The organism is Pseudomonas sp. PME37.24/006 (assembly GCF_055556635.1).
Genome location: NZ_JBVHNL010000003.1, coordinates 647,161 through 668,496 on the forward strand (window position 1 = coordinate 647,161; position 21,336 = coordinate 668,496).

General features: G+C 62.6%; 17 protein-coding genes. 7 read left to right on the top strand and 10 right to left on the bottom strand.

All coding sequences use genetic code 11. From position 1 onward, the window contains the following. Positions 1-4: 4 nt before the first annotated feature. The 3 genes from gspD to ACZ3GY_RS14095 are packed head-to-tail and all read right to left on the bottom strand — an operon-like array spanning position 5 to position 4,020. Complete coding sequence (gene gspD / locus ACZ3GY_RS14085; RefSeq protein WP_465911048.1) at positions 5-1,939, bottom strand: type II secretion system secretin GspD; 1,935 nt, start codon at positions 1,937-1,939, stop codon at positions 5-7. A gap of 21 nt (positions 1,940-1,960) precedes the next feature. After that, the gene (locus ACZ3GY_RS14090; protein WP_092364103.1) at positions 1,961-2,386 is read right to left on the bottom strand and encodes a pilus assembly protein PilZ; all 426 of its coding nucleotides are present in this window, start codon (positions 2,384-2,386) and stop codon (positions 1,961-1,963) included. Continuing rightward, on the bottom strand, positions 2,383-4,020 hold the full coding sequence (locus ACZ3GY_RS14095; RefSeq protein ID WP_465910604.1) for a bifunctional UDP-sugar hydrolase/5'-nucleotidase: 1,638 nt from the start codon (positions 4,018-4,020) through the stop codon (positions 2,383-2,385). The genes ACZ3GY_RS14090 and ACZ3GY_RS14095 overlap by 4 nt, the downstream gene beginning before the upstream one ends. 242 nt (positions 4,021-4,262) lie before the next feature. Here ACZ3GY_RS14095 and ACZ3GY_RS14100 point away from each other — a divergent pair, with 242 nt between their 5' ends. Beyond that, positions 4,263-6,302, top strand: a complete 2,040-nt coding sequence (locus tag ACZ3GY_RS14100; RefSeq protein ID WP_465910605.1) for a PhoX family protein — start codon at positions 4,263-4,265, stop codon at positions 6,300-6,302. 462 nt (positions 6,303-6,764) lie between these two features. On the opposite strand, the gene gspK is transcribed toward ACZ3GY_RS14100, so the two are convergent. After that, positions 6,765-7,736: a type II secretion system minor pseudopilin GspK gene (gspK, locus tag ACZ3GY_RS14105; protein WP_463565727.1), complete on the bottom strand. Its 972-nt coding sequence runs from the start codon at positions 7,734-7,736 to the stop codon at positions 6,765-6,767. Between the two features lie 149 nt (positions 7,737-7,885). On the opposite strand from gspK, the gene tatA reads away from it, so the two are divergent. From tatA to tatC, 3 genes are read left to right on the top strand one after another with little or no spacing between them, the layout of a single operon-like run. Further along, complete coding sequence (gene tatA / locus ACZ3GY_RS14110) at positions 7,886-8,119, top strand: twin-arginine translocase TatA/TatE family subunit (protein ID WP_463565728.1); 234 nt, start codon at positions 7,886-7,888, stop codon at positions 8,117-8,119. Next, entirely contained in the window at positions 8,119-8,409 is a 291-nt protein-coding gene (gene tatB / locus ACZ3GY_RS14115) for a Sec-independent protein translocase protein TatB (protein ID WP_463565729.1), read from the top strand. Before tatA ends, tatB begins: the two co-directional genes overlap by 1 nt. Continuing rightward, the gene (tatC, locus tag ACZ3GY_RS14120) at positions 8,406-9,155 is read left to right on the top strand and encodes a twin-arginine translocase subunit TatC (RefSeq protein ID WP_465910607.1); all 750 of its coding nucleotides are present in this window, start codon (positions 8,406-8,408) and stop codon (positions 9,153-9,155) included. The genes tatB and tatC overlap by 4 nt, the downstream gene beginning before the upstream one ends. Positions 9,156-9,236: 81 nt before the next feature. Here the strand turns inward: tatC and ACZ3GY_RS14125 are convergent, their stop codons facing one another. Both ACZ3GY_RS14125 and purL read right to left on the bottom strand, forming a co-directional pair. Further along, positions 9,237-9,554 (bottom strand): YqfO family protein, encoded by a 318-nt coding sequence (locus tag ACZ3GY_RS14125; protein WP_463565731.1) that lies wholly within the window; start codon positions 9,552-9,554, stop codon positions 9,237-9,239. Positions 9,555-9,907: 353 nt separating this feature from the next. Next, the gene (gene purL, locus ACZ3GY_RS14130) at positions 9,908-13,804 is read right to left on the bottom strand and encodes a phosphoribosylformylglycinamidine synthase (RefSeq protein WP_465910609.1); all 3,897 of its coding nucleotides are present in this window, start codon (positions 13,802-13,804) and stop codon (positions 9,908-9,910) included. 199 nt (positions 13,805-14,003) lie between these two features. On the opposite strand from purL, the gene mltF reads away from it, so the two are divergent. Continuing rightward, positions 14,004-15,467, top strand: a complete 1,464-nt coding sequence (mltF, locus tag ACZ3GY_RS14135; RefSeq protein WP_463565733.1) for a membrane-bound lytic murein transglycosylase MltF — start codon at positions 14,004-14,006, stop codon at positions 15,465-15,467. A 42-nt stretch (positions 15,468-15,509) separates the two neighbouring features. On the opposite strand, the gene ACZ3GY_RS14140 is transcribed toward mltF, so the two are convergent. Continuing rightward, entirely contained in the window at positions 15,510-16,400 is an 891-nt protein-coding gene (locus ACZ3GY_RS14140; protein WP_465910610.1) for a LysR family transcriptional regulator, read from the bottom strand. A gap of 96 nt (positions 16,401-16,496) precedes the next feature. Between ACZ3GY_RS14140 and ACZ3GY_RS14145 the strand changes: the two genes are divergently transcribed. Then, a complete protein-coding gene (locus ACZ3GY_RS14145; protein WP_465910611.1) occupies positions 16,497-17,330 on the top strand; it encodes an SDR family oxidoreductase in 834 nt (277 codons plus the stop codon). 1 nt (position 17,331) lies between these two features. Beyond that, complete coding sequence (locus ACZ3GY_RS14150) at positions 17,332-17,835, top strand: lipocalin-like domain-containing protein (protein ID WP_465910612.1); 504 nt, start codon at positions 17,332-17,334, stop codon at positions 17,833-17,835. 106 nt (positions 17,836-17,941) lie between these two features. On the opposite strand, the gene ACZ3GY_RS14155 is transcribed toward ACZ3GY_RS14150, so the two are convergent. The 3 genes from ACZ3GY_RS14155 to ACZ3GY_RS14165 all read right to left on the bottom strand — a co-directional run bounded on the left by ACZ3GY_RS14155 (position 17,942) and on the right by ACZ3GY_RS14165 (position 21,077). After that, positions 17,942-18,925 (bottom strand): ABC transporter substrate-binding protein, encoded by a 984-nt coding sequence (locus ACZ3GY_RS14155; protein ID WP_465910614.1) that lies wholly within the window; start codon positions 18,923-18,925, stop codon positions 17,942-17,944. 116 nt (positions 18,926-19,041) lie between these two features. Beyond that, positions 19,042-19,986, bottom strand: coding sequence for an ABC transporter substrate-binding protein (locus ACZ3GY_RS14160; RefSeq protein ID WP_465910615.1), 945 nt, complete (start codon positions 19,984-19,986; stop codon positions 19,042-19,044). Further along, positions 19,983-21,077 (bottom strand): LLM class flavin-dependent oxidoreductase, encoded by a 1,095-nt coding sequence (locus ACZ3GY_RS14165; RefSeq protein WP_498056004.1) that lies wholly within the window; start codon positions 21,075-21,077, stop codon positions 19,983-19,985. The genes ACZ3GY_RS14160 and ACZ3GY_RS14165 overlap by 4 nt, the downstream gene beginning before the upstream one ends. Positions 21,078-21,336: the final 259 nt, after the last annotated feature.

Sequence of the window (21,336 nt, forward strand, 5' to 3'; positions counted from 1 at the left end):
CTCATTACCAGATGCCCTCGTCGAGGCGCGCGCGGCTGGCCGGAAAGAGCTGCTGCAGCCTGGCGTCGCCGTCCAATGCGGGTAGTTTGAGCGCCGTTTCGCGTTGCAGGTTCTGGTATTTGTCGGCACTGAAACTGGCGATGCTCGGCCCGTCACGCAGAATGCGCGGACGAATGAACACCATCAGATTCTGCTTCACGCCGCTCTTGCCCGTGGAGCGAAACAGCCGGCCGAGCCCGGGAATGTCGCCTAGCAACGGCACCTTCTGATCCCTGCTGCTGACTTCATCGCTGATCAGCCCGCCGAGAATGATCAGGCCGTTGTCCTCGACCATCACCTTGGTCTTGATCTCGCGCTTGTTGGTGATCACGTCGCTGGCCGAGGCGAAGTCGGCGATCGACGAAACTTCCTGGACGATATCCAGGCGCACGCTGTTGTCGATATTGATCTGCGGCTTGATGCGCAGCTTCACACCGACTTCGCGGCGCTCGATGGTCTGGTACGGGTTGCTGTTGTTCTGGGTCACCGAGCCGGTAACGAAGGGCACTTCCTGGCCAACCAGAATCGATGCCTCGGCGTTGTCCAGGGTCAGCAGGGTCGGCGTAGACAGCAGGTTGAAGCCACTCTTGCTCTTCAGCGCGTTGAGCAGCACGGCGAAATTGAACCCACCACCGAAATGGCCGATGCCGGCGGTCGCGCCGTTGACACCCGAAAGCAGCTCGCCGAGGGCGGCGTTGTCACCACTGGCCGCCGCACCGGCGATACCCGCTATGTTCGCGCCGCCCGCGCTGAAGTTGACCACCCCGGCGCCGAGTTTCTCGTCGGCGAACAGCCACTGCACGCCCAGCTCCTCGGCACGGGAATCGGAGACCTCGGCGATGATCGCCTCGACCACCACCTGGGCGCGGCGGATGTCCAGTTGTTCGACGATGGAACGGTAGGCCGCCAGCTCGCTGTCCGGGCCGACCATCACCACCGCGTTGGTGCCCTCCTCGTACTCCAGGCGCACGCCCGAATCGCTGATCGGCAAGCGCGCAGCCTGGACGCCCTCCGCTCCCTCGCCGGGTGCCTGTGGTGCCTCCTGACTGAGACCACGCAGCACCTTGACCACCTCACTGGCATTGGCGTGGCGCAGGTAGATCACCTGGGTATTGGAGCTGCGCAGCTCGCCACCCGGCCGATCCAGTTGTGTCAGCAGGGCGCGCACCCGTTCACGGCTGTCGGCACTGCCGCGCACCAGCAAGGCGTTGCTGCGCGGGTCGGCGATCACCTGGGCGCTGTCGCCGCCCTTCTCGCTGGCCAGCAAGCGGGTGATCAGCACGCTGGTATCGGCAGCGCTGGCATGCTGCAGGGGCATCACCTGCAGCGGCTCGTCACTGACCTGATCGAGCTCGGCAAGCAGGCGATCGATACGTTCGAGATTGCTGCGCCAGTCGGTGACCACCAGCAGGTTGGCGGCAGGATACGGGGTGATGACGCCCACCCTTGGGTCGATCAGCGGCTTGAGGATGCCGAGCAACTGTTCGCTGGCGGCATTGCGTACGCTGAATACCCGGGTGGCGATACCGTCGCCGCCAGCCTGCTGCCCGCCACTGGGGTCCACGGGCACTGGCTCCAAGCGCGCCGCCTGATCAGGGAGAATCTTCACGCTGCCGTTGGGCAGGTTGACCGCGGCAAATCCCTGGGCACGCAACTGGGCGAGAAAGATGTCGTAGATCGCTTCGCTGTCATGGCGCTCGACCGTGCGCACGGTGACCTTGCCCTTGACCCGCGGGTCGACGATGAAGGTCGTCCCGGTGATCTGCGACACGCTGTCGATGAACTCGCTGAGCTCGGTGTCGACGAAATTCACCTCGTATAGCGGCGACTCGGCGACCGGCAGATCCAACACGTCATCGGCCAGAATCTGGGTAGCGCCCAGGGCCAGCAGAGCGGCCAGGCAGTAGCGAACGATCATCTCTTATCCTTGCCGCTTGAAGCCGGTCACGGCAGGCCGTGGCGGCCAGGGCAAGCGCTCGCGCCGCCCCTGGTTATCGAAAATCAGCCCCGTCTCGTCGATGTCCTGCAACACGACGCCAGGCCCCAGGCGTTGCCCACGGCTGAAGCTGCGCACCTGCTGGCCGTAGCGCAACACCACCACCGAGGCGCTCAAGGGCACGGCACGCAGGCTGCCGAGGTACTGAACCGGCAGGCGCGTCAACGGCAATGCACCGCTGTCGGCGGTCACTTGCCAGTGGCCCACCAGCAGCCCCGGTAGCGCGGCCGTATCGACGGCAACAGCACGGGCCGGCTGCGGTTCACGGCTGAGCTGCAGTACGCACTGCGCCGCCAGCCATGCGCCAAGGGTCAGCCACAGGCCGCCCCACAATCGCTGGGCGCTGATCAACTGACGCCTCTGGGATGCCAGCCGGGATGGCCCTGCACATAGCGCACACTGGGCAGATGCAGAGCAGGTAACTGCCAACCGCTAGATTGCGTGGCCAACCACGCCTCGACGCGCTGCCAAAGCGGTTCACCGGCGTTGGCGTCGTAGGCCATGGAAACACTGCGGCACAGGCCGTCGAGCGGCGCCAGGCCGGAAACGCGCTTACCGGTTGGGCTGTAATTGACCTGCCAGGTTTGCCCCTGCCAACGCGGCAGATCACGACTGTTGTCGAGCAACAGAGGGTTGCCGAACAGCTGGTCGGCAGCACTCTCCAGCACGCCTTCGAGAGCCTTGAGCGGCGCTTCCACGACGGGAGCCGGATAGCCGCCAGTCAGGCTGATCAGGTGTTCACGGGTGATCGCCTGGCCGGCGGCAACCGGGCTGTCATAACGCAGACCGGGCAACAGCACCTGCATCTGGCCGTCATCGGACAGCGCCTGATGCAACAGGCGATCCCAGCTGCCACCGCGGGTATCGCGGCGCCACAGCGCTTGTGGCGCCTTCGCCAGAGGCTGATCGAGCCAGGCGGAGTGAGGCGCTCGCTGGCCTTGCAACTGTGTACGCAGGCGTGCGGCGTGCGCCTTGCCCGCCGGTGAAAGCAACTGCTCGAATGCGGGGTGAAAACGCGCAACGAACTGCCATTGCCCGGCCTGCCGCTGACACCCAATATGAAAGGCACCGCTGGCCCGACAGCCACCGAGCACTACCGGCACCAGCCTGCCGCTGGTCTGCAGCACCTCGATCGGCGCCGGCCAGAAATCCTGCCCGCGGGCACACAACAGCAGGTCGGCATCGCTCAGCCGCTCGGCCAGCCAGAGGCCGGGCCCGGTACCCACATCGGCCAGGGCGATGATCAGATCGGCCTGGGCACGTGCTTTCTTGAAGGCCGGCAGCAGCGATTGGTACCACTGTTTCAGGGAGGCGTTCTGATCGGCGGCATAAGGGTCGGTCACCCCGACGACCGCGATCCGCACCCCGGCGCGCTGGATGATGGTGAAGGGTTCGATGCCCAACGTTTGTGACTGGGCGTCTGCCAGGCCGGCGCCGACGACGGGCCGAGCGAAATGCCGATAAAGACCAGCGCAGCGTTGCGGCCACAGCACGCGCTCATCGCTGCTGACCCGCACCTCGCTGCCAAGCAGTTGGCTGCCCTGTGCGCCACTGCTTCCCTGCGTCAGATAAGCCAGGCCACTGCCGTTCCAGCCCTGACCGTTTTCCAGAGTCAGGCAGCGCTCGGCACCGTGGCGCTGGCGCAGCTCTTCCAGCAAGGCACCCAACACTGAATAGCCGCCCGTGCTGACACCTTCGGCCAGACGTGCATCGAGCAGTGGATTGAGTTCGCTGCGCGACTGGTGGGCATTGCTGCCACTGAGCCAGGGCGCTCGCCCAAGGTGCGAAACCGGTCCCAGCCGAGTCGCAGGCACTACCGGTTGGCCAGGCTGGCGGGCATCCAGCGTATCGGCGAAATACAGCAATTCCAGTTCGGATTGTCCGTCCTGACGCGGGGTCGCGAAGCCCGAGCAGGCACTCAGCAAAGGCGCCATTGCACCGATGCCCATCCAGCTCATCACTTCACGTCTGCCGATGTCTGTCATCGCCCCACCCGCCTCACCTTTATGCATTGTCGGGGCGGGATACTGGGCAGCTTATGTGACAGTTTAATGGCGGTTATTCGACAGCCACACCTCGACCTTCAATCGAAAAATTCAGATAAATCAGAAAGGTAGCGTCACAAAGCTTTCAATAGCCGTTAACAGAACTGCCAGAAAATCATCACATTCGGTCTCTAAAGTCCCGGTTTCCTCAAGCCGCTTCAACAGAAAAAGGACATGACCTGATGAGTCGAGATACCGGCGATAACCTGAACCGCAACCCCAGTGGCAACCTGCCGATGGCATCGGTTCTGGATTCGTACCTGAGCCGCCGCAGCGTGATGCGCGGTGGCCTGGGCGCCGCGATCGCCATGATCGCGGGCACCGGCCTCACCGGCTGTTTCGACAGCGGCGGTTCCAGCAACGACAGCCCTTCCGAGCCGCCAGCCGAGCCGAAACTGGAGCTCGGCTTCCAGTCCATTGCAGGCTCGCGCACCGATGCCTGCGTGGTAGCTGCCGGTTACAGCGCCTATGTGCTGGCCCCCTGGGGAACGCCGTTCAACAGCGCGGGTGGCACCTGGCAGGCCGATGGCAGCAACACCTCCACCGAACAGGAAAACTCGGCCGGCATGCACCACGACGGCATGCACTTCTTCCCCATCAACGGCAGCTCCGATGATGGCCTGCTGGCGATCAACTACGAGTACATCGACGAAGACGCTCTGCACCCGAACGGCCAGACCTTCGTCAATGGTCAGCGCCCGGCCGAGGAAGTACGCAAGGAGATCAACGCACACGGCGCTGGCGTCATCCGCATCAGCAAGGTCAGCGGCCGCTGGCAGGTGGTCGATAACGATCCGCTGAACCGCCGCTTCACCACCGCCACCGTCATGGACATCTCCGGCCCGCTGCGCGGCACCGATCACGTCAAGACCAAGTTCTCCACCGACGGCACCCAGACCCGCGGCACCAACAACAACTGCGGTAACGGTTACACCCCGTGGGGCACCTACCTGACGTGCGAAGAGAACTGGCCGTCGATCTTTATCAACACCGGCACCCGCCCTGCCGACCAGTCACGTATCGGTGTCGGCACCGGCACAGGCCGCTATAGCTGGGAAACCGCTGCCGGGGATGCGTCGGAACAGGACGACGAATTCACCCGCTTCAACATCACCCCGAGCGGTGCATCGGCGACCGACGATTACCGCAACGAAGCCAGCACCTATGGCTATATCGTAGAGATCGACCCGTACGACTCCAGCACCCGCGCCGTGAAGCGTACCGCCCTGGGCCGCATCCGCCACGAAGGCTGCTGGCCGGCACTGCCGGTAGTCGGCAAGCCAGTGGTGTTCTACACCGGCGACGACTCCAACAACGAGTACCTGTACAAGTTCGTCTCCGACGCGGTTTGGGACGCTGCCGACGCCAACCCGAGCGACCGCCTGGCCACCGGCGCCAAGTACATGGACAGCGGCACGCTCTACGTCGCTCGTTTCGACGCCGACGGCAGCGGTGTATGGATCCCGCTGGTAGCCGCCACGCCGACCACCGATGGCAGCACCCTGGGTACCAAGTTCACCGACCTGCCGGGCATTATCCTCAACACCCGGGGCGCAGCCGATGCTGTGGGCGCGACGCCTATGGATCGACCGGAGTGGACCGCCGTCAACCCGCTCAATGGCGACGTCTACCTGACCCTGACCAACAACAGCGCGCGCACTGCGGCGGCCGTTGACGCTGCCAACCCACGCGGCCCGAACCGTCACGGCCATGTGATCCGCTGGCACGACAGCGACGATCAGCTCAGCTTCGCCTGGGACATCTTCGTATTCGGCGCCAACGCCTCGGGCACGCCCGATATCAACCGTTCCGGCCTGACCGAACTCAACCAGTTCGCCAGCCCGGACGGCATGAGCTTCGACAGCCGCGGGATTCTCTGGATCCAGACCGATAACGGCGAATCGAGCGTGACCAGCTACACCAACGACCAGATGCTGGCGGTAATTCCCACCAACCTGGTCGACGCCAACGGCGAGCAGGTACCGGTCAACGCGCAAAACCAGACGGATCTGCGCCGTTTCTTCGTCGGCCCCAACGGCAGCGAAGTGACCGGCATCGCCTTCACGCCGGACAACAAGACGATCTTCGTCAATATCCAGCATCCGGGTAACTGGCCATCCACCGACGTCGCCACGGACGAAACACCAGCCAGCACCAGCGTCCGCCCACGTGCTTCCACGGTGGTGATCCAGCGCAACGACGGCGGCGAAATCGGCGTCTGACCTACCCACGCGGCACGGGGTCATCCCGTGCCATCTCTCTTTGCCTGGATCGAGCTCCGCGACGTCCAGGCCCTTCTTTCCGTGTATCGCCACGCTCGACACCGGCTACCAAAACACCCGGTGCGCAGCCTGCGATTGGTGGCAACGGCATGCCCATCTGCTCGCATCGCCCGCAAGCGGACTCCTACGGATTAGATCACCATGCATCGTAGGAGCCGCGACCCTGCGGCAAATGGTGGCAACAACGCGGACGTTCAGAATGGCTACCAGCGCATTCGCGCCGAGGTCGACGCTCCCACAAATGTGGTGCCGGACGCTCCTCTTGCAGGCGCCTCGATATTGTAGGAGCCGGCTTGCCGGCGATCCGCGAACGCCCTGTCAATTCATCTGAACAACCGCTTCGTAGCCTGCGATTGGTCGCATCGCCCGCAAGCGGGCTCCTACGCAAGTAGGCGACTTGCGCTACAAAGCGAACGGCAAGGGTTCGCGGCTGATCACTTGCACTCGCTGCACCGGCACCTGTGCGTGCCAGCGCACCACGCCCTGAGCCTGCACCTGGAACTGGCTGCTGATCAGCCGGCCATCCTGCTCGAATTCGAGCTGCAGCATGAAATCACCGCTGTTGAGCAGTAACCCTTCGCTCAAGCGCTCGAAGGTCGGGTCGTCCACGGCGCCCACTGCTTCGCGCAAGGCGGCCACGTCACGGTAACCATTGGCTGGTCGGCCGGTGATGATGCGAGTCAGCAGCGAGCGCGCGAACTCACCTTCGTAGAGGGCATCGAGCAGAGGCAAATGTTCAAGGCTCAAGGCATTGGCATTCAACCGCCAGCCCGACGTCTGCGGCAGCGCACAGAGCTGGGGATAACGCTGCTGTCGCCCAGGTTGCGGCGTGAGCAGCAGATTCAGTTCGCTCATGTCCACCATGGGCTGATTGGCGGCGAGCCGAGGCGGCGTCTGGCGCAGGTACTGGTCGCTTTCGGCGCCGTGCAGGCGGCTCTGGCCGTCGCTGTCGATCCAGTCGGCCAGGGCATGCACCAGTTGTTCGGCGGCCAGGTCGTCACCGAGCAGGTACTGCAGCTGACGCTCGGCACGCTCAGCCTCCTGGCCGGCCAGCGCATTGACGTTGAAGCAACTGTGCAGATCGCGGATGCGCAAGGTCGCCGCACCGCCAGCAAAATCGTAACGCAGCGGCTGCCCACGCAGGGCTTGCCAGAAAAGCGGGCTCTGCCGCCAAGCCGGATCCCTGAGGGCTTGCTCGGCGAAGGCCAGACCGGCGACTTCCATTGCCCGTGCTTGAATTCGCTGCTGCTGCAAGCGCACCGCATCGACCTGCTGCCGCCCCTGTTGCACCATCCACGCCAGCCCACCGGCGAGCATGGCCAAGGCCACCAGTACCATCAATAACGCTGCGCCGCGCTGCCGCCTGCCCCCCATCGCTCACCCCTCGAACCAAGAGTCGACAGTCAACAGGCTGAATGTTGCAGAGACGTGGCAAACGCCCCTTTTCGTCATCACCACGTCACCGTAGCGTCATAAAGCGCAGGCAAATTAGTCCTTCAATTTCATAGTGTTGGAGATTCGCAATGGGCGGCATCGGTATCTGGCAACTGGTCATCGTGCTGTTGATCGTATTCTTGCTGTTCGGCAGCAAACGTCTGAAGACGCTGGGTGGCGATCTTGGAGAAACCATCCAGGGCTTCCGCAAATCCATGGCCAGTAACAGTGAAACAGACGAGACGCCCGCGCAGGTGCAACAACAGGCGCCGTTGCCGGGAGCCGCTCAACAGTCCCACACCCAAGCGGATCGTCAGGCCTGATGTTCGAAGTAGGCTTCACCGAACTACTGCTGGTGAGTGTTGTGGCGCTACTGGTGCTAGGCCCGGAACGCCTGCCGGTCGCAGCCCGTACGCTGGGTCGCGGCCTTGGCCAGGCAAAGCGGGCGATGGGCATGCTGCGCGATCAGGTCGAACGTGAACTGGATGCCCAGGCCGTAAGCAAGGAACTGGACGCTGCGCCGTTGCGGCAACTGGAGCAGGAGCTGCGTCGCAATATCAACCTCCAAGCAGAGCAGCAGCCGACGGCTGCCAAACCCGAGGGCACAATATGAGCAACATGCCATTGACCGCCCACCTGGGAGAACTGCGCAAGCGACTGGTACGCTGCCTGCTGGTTATTGTGCTGGCGTTCCTGGGGCTGTTTCCGTTCGCGCAGACGCTCTACACGCTGATCTCCGAACCGCTGCGCCGCTACCTGCCAGAAGGCGCGAGCATGATCGCCACCAGCGTGACGTCGCCCTTCCTGGCGCCATTCAAGCTGACCATGATGGTCGCCGTATTCATCTCCATGCCCGTGCTGCTGCATCAGGCCTGGGGGTTCGTGGCGCCGGGGCTGTATCGCCGCGAGCGGCGCATCGCGGTACCTCTGCTGGTCTCGAGCATTCTGCTGTTCTATGCAGGCATGGCCTTCGCGTTCTTCGCGGTGTTCCCGATGATGTTTGGCTTCTTCGCCAGCGTCACGCCGGACGGCGTGGAAATGATGACCGATATCGCCCTGTACCTGGACTTCATCCTGGCGCTGTTCCTGGCATTCGGATTGGCCTTCGAAATTCCGGTGGCCACCTTCATCATCGTCTGGGCCGGGCTGACGGATGTCGACACGCTGCGCCGTAGCCGGCCTTACGTGATCGTCGGCTGCTTCGTGGTGGGCATGTTGCTGACCCCACCCGACGTGTTCTCGCAAACCATGTTGGCAGTGCCGATGTGGCTGCTGTTCGAGGTCGGCCTGCTCGCCTGCGGCAGCATCCAGCGTCGGCCCGAGCAGGAAAGCGAGCAGGAATTGGCAGTCACCGATTAAGGCTCGAAATGGGCGCCTCGAGCGCGGCAAAGATTGCGGAAGTCGATCTATCGATAGCCTGCTGGCGGGCAGCAGGCTGAGTCAGAACTGCAGATCGGACAAACGCCACACTTCGAAAGCGGGCATTTCGTAAGGATGGTTTTTCTTCATTGCCTTGACCGCGTTGTGGATCAGCTCATCGGCGACCACCAGCTCGACCTTCCACTCCGCGAGCGTTGCCAGCTCTCCGCTCTGACCAATGAACGGCGTGCTGCCCTCAAGCGGGCGAAACTGGCCGCGGCCAAGCGTTTGCCAACAGCATTGCTCGTACTCGCCGATACGCCCGCCGCCCGCTACAAATACGGCCGACTTCACGCTTTCCAGATGACTTTCCGGAACGTAGAAACAAAATTTGTACATCAACTACTCCGCTGCAAGTCGCTGAAAACAATAAGCTAATCATGTCACAGAATAATGGCACATTGACACATCCGATGCGTGACACAGCCGACACTGCTGACATATTCAGACTCGCTTCAGGAGGCACCGTTCCCGGCTAGAAAGACGTTGTAATGGGATTGGGCGATGCGTCGCACACTTCGCCTGAAGGCATTGTGGGTCGCAGCGATGGTGGGTTAAGGCGCGACGAAGACCCTGTGGTTTCCCGAGGAGGGTCAGATACCTCCCTTACCCTGCGGATATAGACTTATACGTAGCGCTGAAACGAAAAACGCCAGGCAATGCCTGGCGTTTTTCTTGTCACCGACTGTGGATCAGTCGACCCACACCCGCGCATTGCGGAACATGCGCAGCCAGCCGCCGTCTTCCTGCCAGTCATCCGGGCGCCAGGAGTTCTGCACGGCGCGGAACACGCGCTCCGGGTGCGGCATCATGATGGTCACGCGACCGTCACGGCTGGTGAGGCCAGTGATCCCGCGCGGCGAGCCGTTGGGGTTGGCCGGGTAGTTTTCGGTGACCTTGCCGTGGTTGTCGACAAAACGCAGTGCGACGGTGCCGGACAGGTCGGCTTCCAGCAGTGCCTCTTCGCTCTCGAACTCGGCATGACCTTCACCGTGGGCGATAGCGATTGGCATGCGCGAACCTGCCATGCCGCGCAGGAAGATCGATGCCGACTCCTGCACCTGAACCATGGCGACGCGGGCTTCGAACTGCTCGGAACGGTTGCGCACGAAGTGCGGCCAGAACTCGCTGCCCGGAATCAGCTCGTGCAGGTTGGAGAGCATCTGGCAGCCGTTGCACACGCCAAGGGTGAAGCTGTCCTTGCGCTCGAAGAAGCCCTGGAAGGCATCGCGGGCACGGGCGTTGAACAATGCCGACTTGGCCCAGCCTTCACCAGCGCCGAGCACGTCGCCATAAGAGAAGCCACCACAGGCGACCAGGCCCTTGAAGTCGTTCAGGTCGACACGACCGGCGAGGATGTCGCTCATGTGCACGTCCAGCGCAGCGAAACCGGCGCGGTCGAAGGCCGCGGCCATTTCCACCTGACCGTTGACGCCCTGCTCACGCAGCACGGCAACCTGCGGACGCACGCCCTTCTTGATGTAAGGCGCGGCGATGTTGTCGTTGACGTCGAAGCCAAGCTTGACGCTCAGGCCAGGATTGTCTTCTTCCAGCAGCGCATCGAATTCCTGGTCCGCGCAGTCGACGTTGTCACGCAGACGCTGAATGCGATGGCTGGTTTCAGCCCACTGACGCTGCAGCAGGCGACGCTGACCGGTGAACACCGGCTGGTCGTTGAAACTGATGGCCACATCGCCATTGTTGACCGGCTGGCCGATTACCGCGACGCAGTCGGCGAGGCCGGCAGCGCTGAACTGCGCCAGCACGTCCGGGGTGGCGTCCTGACGAACCTGGATCAGCGCACCAAGCTCTTCGTTGAAGAGGATGGCCGCCAGCTCCTCGCGGCTCTCGGCCAGGCCGTCGAGCTGCAGGTTCAGGCCGCAATGACCGGCGAAGGCCATTTCCAGCGCGCTGACCAACAGGCCGCCGTCGGAACGGTCGTGGTAGGCCAGCAGGTGACCGTCGGCGTTGAGGCCCTGGATCACCGCGAAGAACGCCTTGAGGTCTTCGGCGTCGTCGACGTCCGGCGCCTGACGGCCAAGCTGGCTGTACACCTGGGCGAGGATCGAAGCGCCCATGCGGTTCTGGCCACGGCCGAGGTCGATCAGGATCAGATCGGTCTCGCCCTTGTCCATGCGCAGCTCGGGCGTCAGGGTCTTGCGCACATCGGCGACCGGCGCGAAACCGGTGACGATCAGCGACAGCGGCGAGGTGACGCTCTTCTCTGCGCCCTCTTCGCTCCACTTGGTCTTCATCGACATCGAGTCCTTGCCCACCGGAATGGTCAGACCCAGCTCGGGGCACAGCTCCATGCCGACGGCTTTCACCGTGTCGTACAGACGCGCGTCTTCACCCGGGTGACCCGCAGCAGACATCCAGTTGGCGGACAGTTTGATGTCGGACAGTTTCTCGATACGCGAAGCAGCGATGTTGGTCAGGGTTTCACCGATGGCCATGCGACCGGACGCAGGGGCATCGAGCAGTGCCAGCGGCGTGCGCTCGCCCATCGCCATGGCTTCACCGGTGTAAACGTCGAAGCTGGTGGCGGTGACGGCGACATCAGCAACCGGAACCTGCCAAGGGCCAACCATCTGATCACGGGCAACCAGGCCGGTGATGGTGCGGTCGCCGATGGTGATCAGGAAGCTCTTGCTGGCCACGGCCGGGTGGCGCAATACGCGCTCGGCGGCTTCGGTGATGTCAAGGGTGCTAGGGTCGAAGTCATCGCCCAGCTCGACTTCACGGGTTACCGAGCGGTGCATACGCGGCGGCTTGCCGAGCAGCACTTCCAGTGGCATGTCCACCGGCGTGTTGCCGAAATGGCTGTCGGTTACGGTCAATTGCGGCTCTTCGGTGGCTTCACCGACTACCGCGAATGGGCAGCGCTCGCGCTCGCAGATGGCCTGGAAGCGGTCGAAATCCACAGCGCTGACGGCCAGTACGTAACGTTCCTGGGACTCGTTGCTCCAGATCTCGTGCGGGGCCATGCCCGGCTCGTCGTTGGGCACGTTGCGCAGCTCGAAACGACCACCGCGGCCGCCATCGTTGACCAGTTCCGGGAAGGCGTTGGAGATACCACCCGCGCCAACGTCATGGATGAAGGCGATGGGGTTCTGGTCGCCCAGCTGCCAGCAGCGGTCGATGACCTCCTGGCAACGGCGTTCCATTTCCGGGTTCTCGCGCTGTACCGAGGCGAAATCCAGATCGGCCGAGCTGGCACCGGTGGCGACCGACGAAGCGGCGCCGCCGCCCAGACCGATCAGCATGGCCGGGCCGCCGAGCACGATCAGCTTGGCGCCAACGGTGATCTCGGCCTTCTGCACGTGATCTTCACGGATGTTGCCCATGCCACCGGCGAGCATGATCGGCTTGTGATAGCCGCGCACTTCGTCGCCATGGGGGGTGCTGATCGACTGTTCGAAGGTACGGAAGTAGCCGGTCAGCGCCGGACGACCGAATTCGTTGTTGAACGCAGCGCCGCCCAGTGGGCCTTCGATCATGATGTCCAGTGGCGTGACGATGCGCTCAGGCTTGCCGTAGGCCTGTTCCCAAGGCTGTTCGAAGCCGGGAATGTTCAGGTTGGAGACGGTGAAACCGGTCAGGCCGGCTTTCGGCTTGGCGCCGCGACCGGTAGCGCCCTCGTCGCGAATCTCGCCGCCGGAACCGGTGGAAGCACCCGAGAACGGCGAGATGGCCGTCGGGTGGTTGTGGGTTTCCACCTTCATCAGGATATGCACCGGCTCCTGCACCGCACCGTACTGGCGGGTTTCAGGATTGGGGAAGAAACGCCCGGCGGTGTGGCCGACGATGACCGACGCGTTGTCCTTATAAGCGGACAGCACGTTTTCGCTGTTCATCTGGTAGGTGTTCTTGATCATGCCGAACAGGGATTTTTCTTGGGCTTGGCCGTCGATGTCCCAGCTGGCATTGAAGATCTTGTGGCGGCAATGCTCGGAGTTAGCCTGGGCGAACATCATCAGTTCGATGTCGTGCGGGTTGCGCTTCAGGCCCTGGAAGGCCTCGACCAGATAATCGATTTCGTCTTCGGCCAGGGCCAGGCCCAACTCGGTGTTGGCCTTTTCCAGCGCGGCACGACCGCCACCGAGGATGTCCACTGCGGTCAGCGGCTTGGGCTCGGCATGGCTGAACAGCTTGGCAGCGTCTTCCAGGTTGCTCAGCACCAGCTGGGTCATGCGGTCATGCAGGATGGCGGCCGCCTGCTGCACATCGGCGTCGCTCAGCTCGCCCGAGACGTAATAGGCGATACCCCGCTCCAGGCGGCGAATCTTGCCCAGGCCGCAGTTGCGGGCGATGTCGCTGGCCTTGCTCGACCAGGGCGAAATGGTGCCAAAACGCGGGATGGTCAGCAGTAGACGACCGCTTGGCTCCTGCACCGGCACACTCGGGCCGTACTTCAGCAAACGGGCCAGCACTTGCTCTTCATCGGCACTCAACGCACCGTCGACATCGGCAAAGTGTGCGAACTCGGCGTAAAGGCCGGTCACAGCGGGAACCTTGCCGGTCAGTTGCTCGAGCAATTTACCGTGACGAAAAGCAGAAAGGGCGGGAGCGCCGCGCAGGATCAACATCGGGGACAGCCTCTGGGAAGGGGGTGTACTTTGAGGCCGCGTATTCTAGCCTAAAGCGTCGTTCGCGGCACGCCCACTCGCGCCGTACGGTGATTGGCGGGTGACGAGCGAAATACGTCGAAAAAAGCACGTTTGCCTAGCAGAGCGCGGCTTCGCTGTCCAGATATGGAACGGCACGACGTTGGCGTATACTGCGCCGATGCCCTCCCCTTACCTGATTGGCAAGCGCTACGCCGGCTGGCTCTCGGCGATCGGATTACTCCTGATGCTCAGCGGCTGCGCGGAACCTCCCAGCAGCCTTGAGCGTATCAAGGAGGAAGGCGTGCTGCGTGTAATAACCCGCAACAGCCCGGCTACCTACTTCCAGGATCGTAACGGCGAAACCGGCTTCGAGTACGAGCTGGTCAAGCGCTTCGCCGACGACCTCGACGTAAAACTGGAAATCCAGACCGCCGACAACCTCGACGACTTATTTTCCCGCCTAGGCCAGCCCAACGGCCCAGTGCTGGCTGCCGCCGGCCTTGTGGAAAGCCAGGGGCGCCAGCAAAGTGCGCGCTTCTCCGTGCCCTATCTGGAAGTCACCCCGCAGATCGTCTACCGCAACGGCCAACGTCGCCCGAGCCGCCCTGCGGATCTGGTCGGCAAGCGCATTCTGGTGCTCAAGGGCAGTAGCCATGCCGAACAGCTGGCCGCGCTGAAGATCGAGGAACCAGAGCTGCAGTACGAGGAATCGGCCGATGTGGAAGTGGTCGACCTGCTGCGCATGGTGGATGAAGGGCAGATCGACCTGACCCTGGTCGACTCCAACGAGCTGGCCATGAACCAGGTGTATTTCCCCAACGTGCGCGTTGGCTTCGACCTCGGCGACTCGCGCAACCTGGGCTGGGCCGTGGCCCAGGGCGAAGACACCAGCCTGCTCGATCAGGTCGACGGTTTTCTGCGCCGCTCTCAGGACAACGGCAGCTTGCAACGTCTGAAGGAGCGCTACTACGGCCACGTCGATGTACTCGGCTACGTCGGTGCCTATACCTTCGCCCAGCATCTGCAGCAACGCCTGCCGCGTTACGAAAAACACTTCCGCAAGGCTGCACAGGAAAACGATCTGGACTGGCGCATGCTCGCTGCCGTGGGCTATCAGGAATCGCTCTGGCAGCCCGGCGCCACCTCCAAGACTGGCGTACGCGGCCTGATGATGCTGACCCTGCGCACCGCCCAGGCGATGGGCGTGTCCGACCGCCTCAATCCGCAGCAGAGCATCCAGGGCGGCGCCAAGTACCTGGTGCACGTCAAGGAACAACTGCCAGACAGTATTCAGGAACCGGATCGTACCTGGTTCGCCCTCGCTTCATACAACGTGGGCGGCGGGCATTTGGAAGACGCCCGCAAGCTGACCGAAGCCGAGGGGCTTGATCCCAACAAGTGGCTCGACGTGCAGAAGATCCTGCCACGCCTGTCGCAGAAGCAGTGGTACAGCAAAACCCGCTACGGCTACGCCCGCGGCGGCGAACCAGTGCACTTCGTGCGCAACATCCGCCGCTATTACGACATCCTCACCTGGGTGACCCAACCGCAACTGGAAGGCAGCCAAGTCGCTGAAAGCGGGCTACACGTACCCGGCGTGGTCAAGGATCACCCAGAAGAGCAGGACAAGACGCCGCTCTAAGAACGCTCGATACCATGCGCCTGTCACGGCCACATGGCGTCGCTAACGAACGCTTTTCATCACGTCGATAAATCCCCTCAACGCTGCCGATACGTGGCGATGGCCCGGGTAATACAGACGCAGCCCGCCAACCTGCGGCGACCAGCCCTCCAGCAGGGCGATCAGCCTCCCATCCTCCAACCATCGCTGTGCCGCCATTTCCGGCACATAGGCGATGCCCAACCCGTTGACCGCGGCTTCGATCATCAGTTGCGTATGGTTAAGAGTCATGGCGCCGGGCACGTCGACGACAATCTCCTGCCCGCGCTGCTCGAATTCCCAGCGGTACAGCTTGCCACTCGGCAGGCGCTGACGAATGCAGCGATGCGCGCGCAAGTCCTCGGGTGTTTGCGGCCTACCGGCGCTAGCCAGATAACCCGGGGCAGCCACTGCCAGGAAACGAAAATCTTCACTCAGGGCGACTGCGATCATGTCCTGCGGCACAGCCTCTTGCAGCCGAATGCCGGCATCGAAGCCCTCGCGCACGACATCCACCAGTTGACCATCGGTGACCAGATCCAGTGAAACCTGCGGATAACGCTCCAGGAAGGTCGGCACCACTCGCCTGAGCAATACGCGCATGGCCTCCTCGCCGCCGTTGATGCGCAAGGTTCCGGTGACATGACCACCCTCTTCGGTCAGCGCATCGATGGCTTGATCCAACCCCTGCAATACCGGCACCAAGCGCTGCAGAAAATGCTCGCCTGCCTCGGTCGGCGCCACGCTACGTGTCGTGCGGTGCAGCAGGCGGACACCCAGCCTGCGCTCCAGCGCGGCAATCACGTGGCTGAGCGAAGAGCGCGAGATCCCCAGTTCATCGGCAGCCTTGCGAAAGCTGCGGTGCTGCGCCACGGCCATCAATGCGGTGAGATCGGTCAGCGTCGGCCTATTCATTGTTCACTCCCATTCACCAGCTCATGCGGATTAAAGCCGATTATCTCAACAGGGTGAATGATTACAGTGATCTGAACTCACCAAAGAGCGCTAACCATGAACAAGACTTGGCTTATCACTGGAGCCACATCCGGACTTGGCAAAATAATGACCCGCAAACTGCTGGAGCGCGGTGACCGGGTAATCGCCACAGCACGCCGCTGCGAGGCCTTGCAGGATCTACTGAGCGCTTACGGGGAACACCTTCAGGTACTGCCGCTTGACCTGACCGATACCTCACAGATTCATAGCCTGATCGATCACGCCTTCGAGCGTTTCGGTCGTATCGACGTGATCGTCAGCAACGCGGGCTACGGCCTGTTCGGTGCCAGCGAACAGGTAAGCGACGAACAGATCGACCGGCTGCTGGCCACCAACCTGACCGGTTCGATCCAGTTGATCCGCAGCAGCCTGGCGCACCTGCGCGCTCAGGGCGGCGGGCGCATCGTCCAGTTGTCATCCGAGGGTGGGCAGATTGCCTATCCCGGCTTCAGCCTCTATCACGCCAGCAAATGGGGTATCGAAGGCTTCGTCGAGGCCGTGGCGCAGGAGGTAGCACCGTTCGGGATCGACTTCATCCTCGCCGAACCGGGCCCTACCCGCACGAACTTCGCCGCGGCGCTCGATCTGGCAACTCCTTCCGGCGTTTACCAGGACACACCGGCAGGCAAGGTTCACGAGATGATCGCCACAGGCGCATTCGAGATCCGTGGAGATGCCGCTAATACGGTCGACGCGATCATACAGGCGGCCGACTCGGCTCATCCTCCCCTGCGGCTGGCTCTGGGCAGTACTGCCTACGAAAACATCCATCGCGCGCTGACCCAGCGCCTCGAATCGCTCGAAGCCCAGCGCGCTGTAGCCTTTTCGGCCGACAGCCAAGGAGCCTGAGATGAGTCTGTATCAGTTAGCCCGAATGACCATAGCCGCTGCACTCGTGCTGGGCGGCGCGAGCAGCGTGGCCGCGCAGGAATCTAACAGGGTCGCCGGCACCTGGAACCTGATCGCCGCCACAATTGAAATCGATGGCATGACGTCTTACCCCTACGGGCCCGAGCCACGCGGCAGACTGGTCTTCACACCGGATATGTACTTCGTGGAATTCCTGCACGACCCACGCATTCCACGCTTCCAGTCCAACGAACGTGGCAGAGGAACCGACGCGGAAAATCGCGCCGTCATAGCAGGCAGTCTGGCGTTGTATGGCCGCTATACCATCGATGCACAAGGCAACTTCAGCGGCAATACCGTGGAGGGTTCATCGTTCCCGAACTGGATCGGCGACGTGCGGACGACCCGGGAACTGCGCATGGACGTACAAGGCAACCAGATGATCGAAAGCTTCCATCGCCCTGGAGGCGCAAAGGTCAGAATCGTTTTCGAGCGTGCCGATTAGCTGCCCGACAGCCTACCCCCAATTAACGGATGCCACAGGGAGCGAACCCATCGGGTAGCAGTCTGGTTGCCATTCGCGCAGAAACTCTACGCCTGTTTCTTCGCTATCAGCGAGCTGCCTGCGGCCGATCTTCTGCGATCGCTTTACGCACATCCCCCGCCAGGCTGAAATCGAATGCCTGCTGCACATCCAGCTGTTTCGGTAACACGCCATGGCGGTGGAAGAAGTCTGCGGCTTTCTGCAGGCTGGTCGCGACTTCCTCGTCCAGTGCGGCGGGCTGGATGCGCGCCTCTTCCACCCAGCGCCGGGCGACGTTCTGGGGAATATTGAGGTCTTCTGACAGCGCGTCAGCCATTTGCTGTGGATGGGCAAGCGCCCACTGCTGGGCCTTGGCCAGGCGAACCAAAAGGTCGCCGATGGCGGCTTTCTTGTCGGCATCCGCCAGGGCTTTTTCGCTGGCCAGGGCGTAGGAATAGCCGCTCATGATGCCGCGGCCATCAGCAATCACCCGTGCGTTGTCGATCAGGATGGCATTGGAGGTGTAGGGTTCCCACGGCACCCAGGCATCCACTGAGCCACGCACTAGCGCGGCACGACCATCGACCGGGCCCAGGAAAGAGAAGGTCACATCCTTATCGGTCAGGCCGTTCTTCTCCAGCAGACCAAGAGCCAGAAAATGCCCCCAGCCGCCACGATTCACGGCAATGCGTTTGCCTTTGAGATCCTTCACGCTCTGCGCGGTTGAACCCTCAGGCACCACCAGGGCCACGGTCGCGGTGTTGTAGCGCCAGGCACCTACCGCCTTCAACTGGGCACCGGCGGCATGTACGAACAGAAACGGGATATCGCCGGTGAAGCCAACGTCCAGGGCATTGGCATTCAGCGCTTCGAGCACTGGGGCACCGGCAGCGAACGGCGTCAGCTCGACCTTGTAATCGAGATTCTCCAGCTCGCCCGAAGCGCGCAGCGAGGCGTAGCGATCACCCTTCACATCGCCGAGGCGAATGGTGACGGGCTCGGCGGCCTGCAACAAACTGCTGAACGACAAGGCGGCGAGAAGAGAAGTGACGGTAAAACGGATACGGGACATGTGACAGACTCCAATGGCGATTACGCGACGAAAGCGGCTGCGTGGGTACGCTCACTGGGCTCGAAAGAAACGGTCATGATGTTGCCTGCTCCGCCGGTACGGTGGCAGGCCCTGGCTTACTTGAAGGCGCTGCCAAAAGAGGTGTCGATAACCGCCTTGGTGTCGAATGCCTTGGGCAATGCGCCGGTTTCGACGAGGAAGTCGGCGGTGTCCTGATAATCACGGGCTGCCTGCTCATCCACCGGGCCGACGCTCATGTTGGCCTGGCCGATCCAGTGGCGGGACACGGCAGGATCCAGATTGGCCTTCTTCGCCCACAAATCCGCGTAGGTTTCCTTGTTCGCCTCAACCCAGGCGCGGGCCTTCTGCAGGCGACCGAGGAAATCGGTGATAGCGGCCCGTTTCGTATCCAGCGTATCGGCGTTGGCGGCGATACTCGACAGCCCCGGCATCAGGTCGCGGGCGGTGATGATCGGCTTGGCGCCGGAAAACACGATCTGCTGGGAGATGTAGGGTTCCCACACCGGGAACGCGTCGATGCTGCCCTGTGGCAACGCCGCAGCAGCGTCGATGGGCATCAGTTTGACGAACTCCACGTAGTCGCGGGGTAGCCCGGCTTTCTCCAGAGCCCGCAAGGTCAACTGCTGGCTCCAGGCTCCTGGCCAGTAGGCAACCTTTTTGCCTTTCAGGTCAGCGATGGTCTTGGCTGGCGAATCCTTGGGCACCAGCAGCGCGATGGTGTCCGGGTTCTGCCGCGATACGCCGATCAGCTTCACTGGCGCGCCCTTGGCAGCCAGGAAGATAAAGCCCGAATCGCCGAGAAAGCCCAGATCCAGCGCGCCCGCATCCAGGCCTTCCGCGACTGGCGCGGCGGACTGAAAATGCTTCCAGTCGACCTTGTAGGGCGCGCCTTCCAGCACACCGGAGGCCTCCACCGAAGCGCGGACGTTGTAGTAGTTCTGGTCACCCACGCGCAGGGTGATCTGCTCGGCCGCCTGAACCAGAGGCGCGGCCAGGAACGCGCTAGCCAGCGCGGTGCGCAACAGTGCGGACAATTTCATTGCAAGGTTTCCTCAGGAAGGTTGCCCAGACGGGCGATGTGTTCATGAATGGCAGGGATCAGTCCCTGGCCATAGGTGATGGCGTCGCCCAGTGGGTCGAAACCACGAATCAGAAAGGTGGAAACCCCGAGCTTGTAGTACTCACCCAACGCCGCCGCGACCTGCTCGGGCGTGCCGACCAGTGAGGTAGAGTTCCAGCGCGCGCCAGTCAACCGAGCAACGCCCATCCACAAGCGGCTGTCCAGTACCTCACCCTGCCCGGCAGCCGCCAACAGGCGCTGCGAACCGACGTTTTCGGGGGCGTGCTCGGTGAGTGGCAAGCCCAGGCGAATGCGATTTTCGCGAATCTGTTCGAGTATCTCGGCAGCACGCTTCCAGGCGGCCTCTTCGGTGTCGGCGACGATGGGTCGAAATGACACCGAGAACCTCGGCACGCGGCCATGTACGGCGGCGGCAGCCCTTACGCTGGCAACCTGTTCGGCCACCGAAGCCAGGGGCTCGCCCCAGAGCATGTAGGTGTCGGCATGCTGCGCCGCGACCTGCACCGCCGCTGCCGAAGCACCACTGAAATATATCGGGATGTGAGGGCGCTGAGTGCAGCGCACCGCAGGCGAGGCGCCCTGGAAACGATAGAAGTCGCCACTGAAATCCACCGGCTGCTCGGCCGTCCAGATCGCTTTCAATGCCTGCAGGTATTCTTCAGTGCGGGCGTAACGCTGAGCGTGATTGAGGTAATCACCGTCGCGCTGCAAATCCTCGTCATTGCCGCCACTGACAACGTTGAGTGCCAGGCGCCCACCACTGAACTGATCCAGCGTGGCGAGCTGCCGGGCAGCCAGAGGCGGCGCGATCATCCCTGGCCGATACGCCAGCAGAATGCCCAGCTTGCGCGTCGCGGCAGCAGCGAAAGAGCTGACCACTGCCCCCTCCGGGCCGTTGGAAAAATAGCCGACCAGTACCCGGTCGAAGCCCGCCTCTTCATGGGCCTGGGCGAACCGGACGACGAATGCTGGATCAACCGCATCGCCCAGTGGCTGATCCACTTCCGAAGCTGGCGCGGCCGTAATCATGCCGATGATTTCAATGCTCATGTCGCGATTCCTGTCACGTGGTCATGTCCGGGAGCCAAGGTGCTACAAACGTCTCGCTTATAATGAAAACGTCTTTAATGGCTAATTCTTATAAAATTTATAGATACACGAACAAGAAATGAAATTCATTTTAGGAATATCCTAATATGCGAAATAATAAAAATCGCACGACAGGCTCAAGCATGGCCTGCAGCCACGTGGTGACGATGGAAATAACCCGCTCATGAACGACGGGGGAACCCCGCAGGGAGAGAAGGCG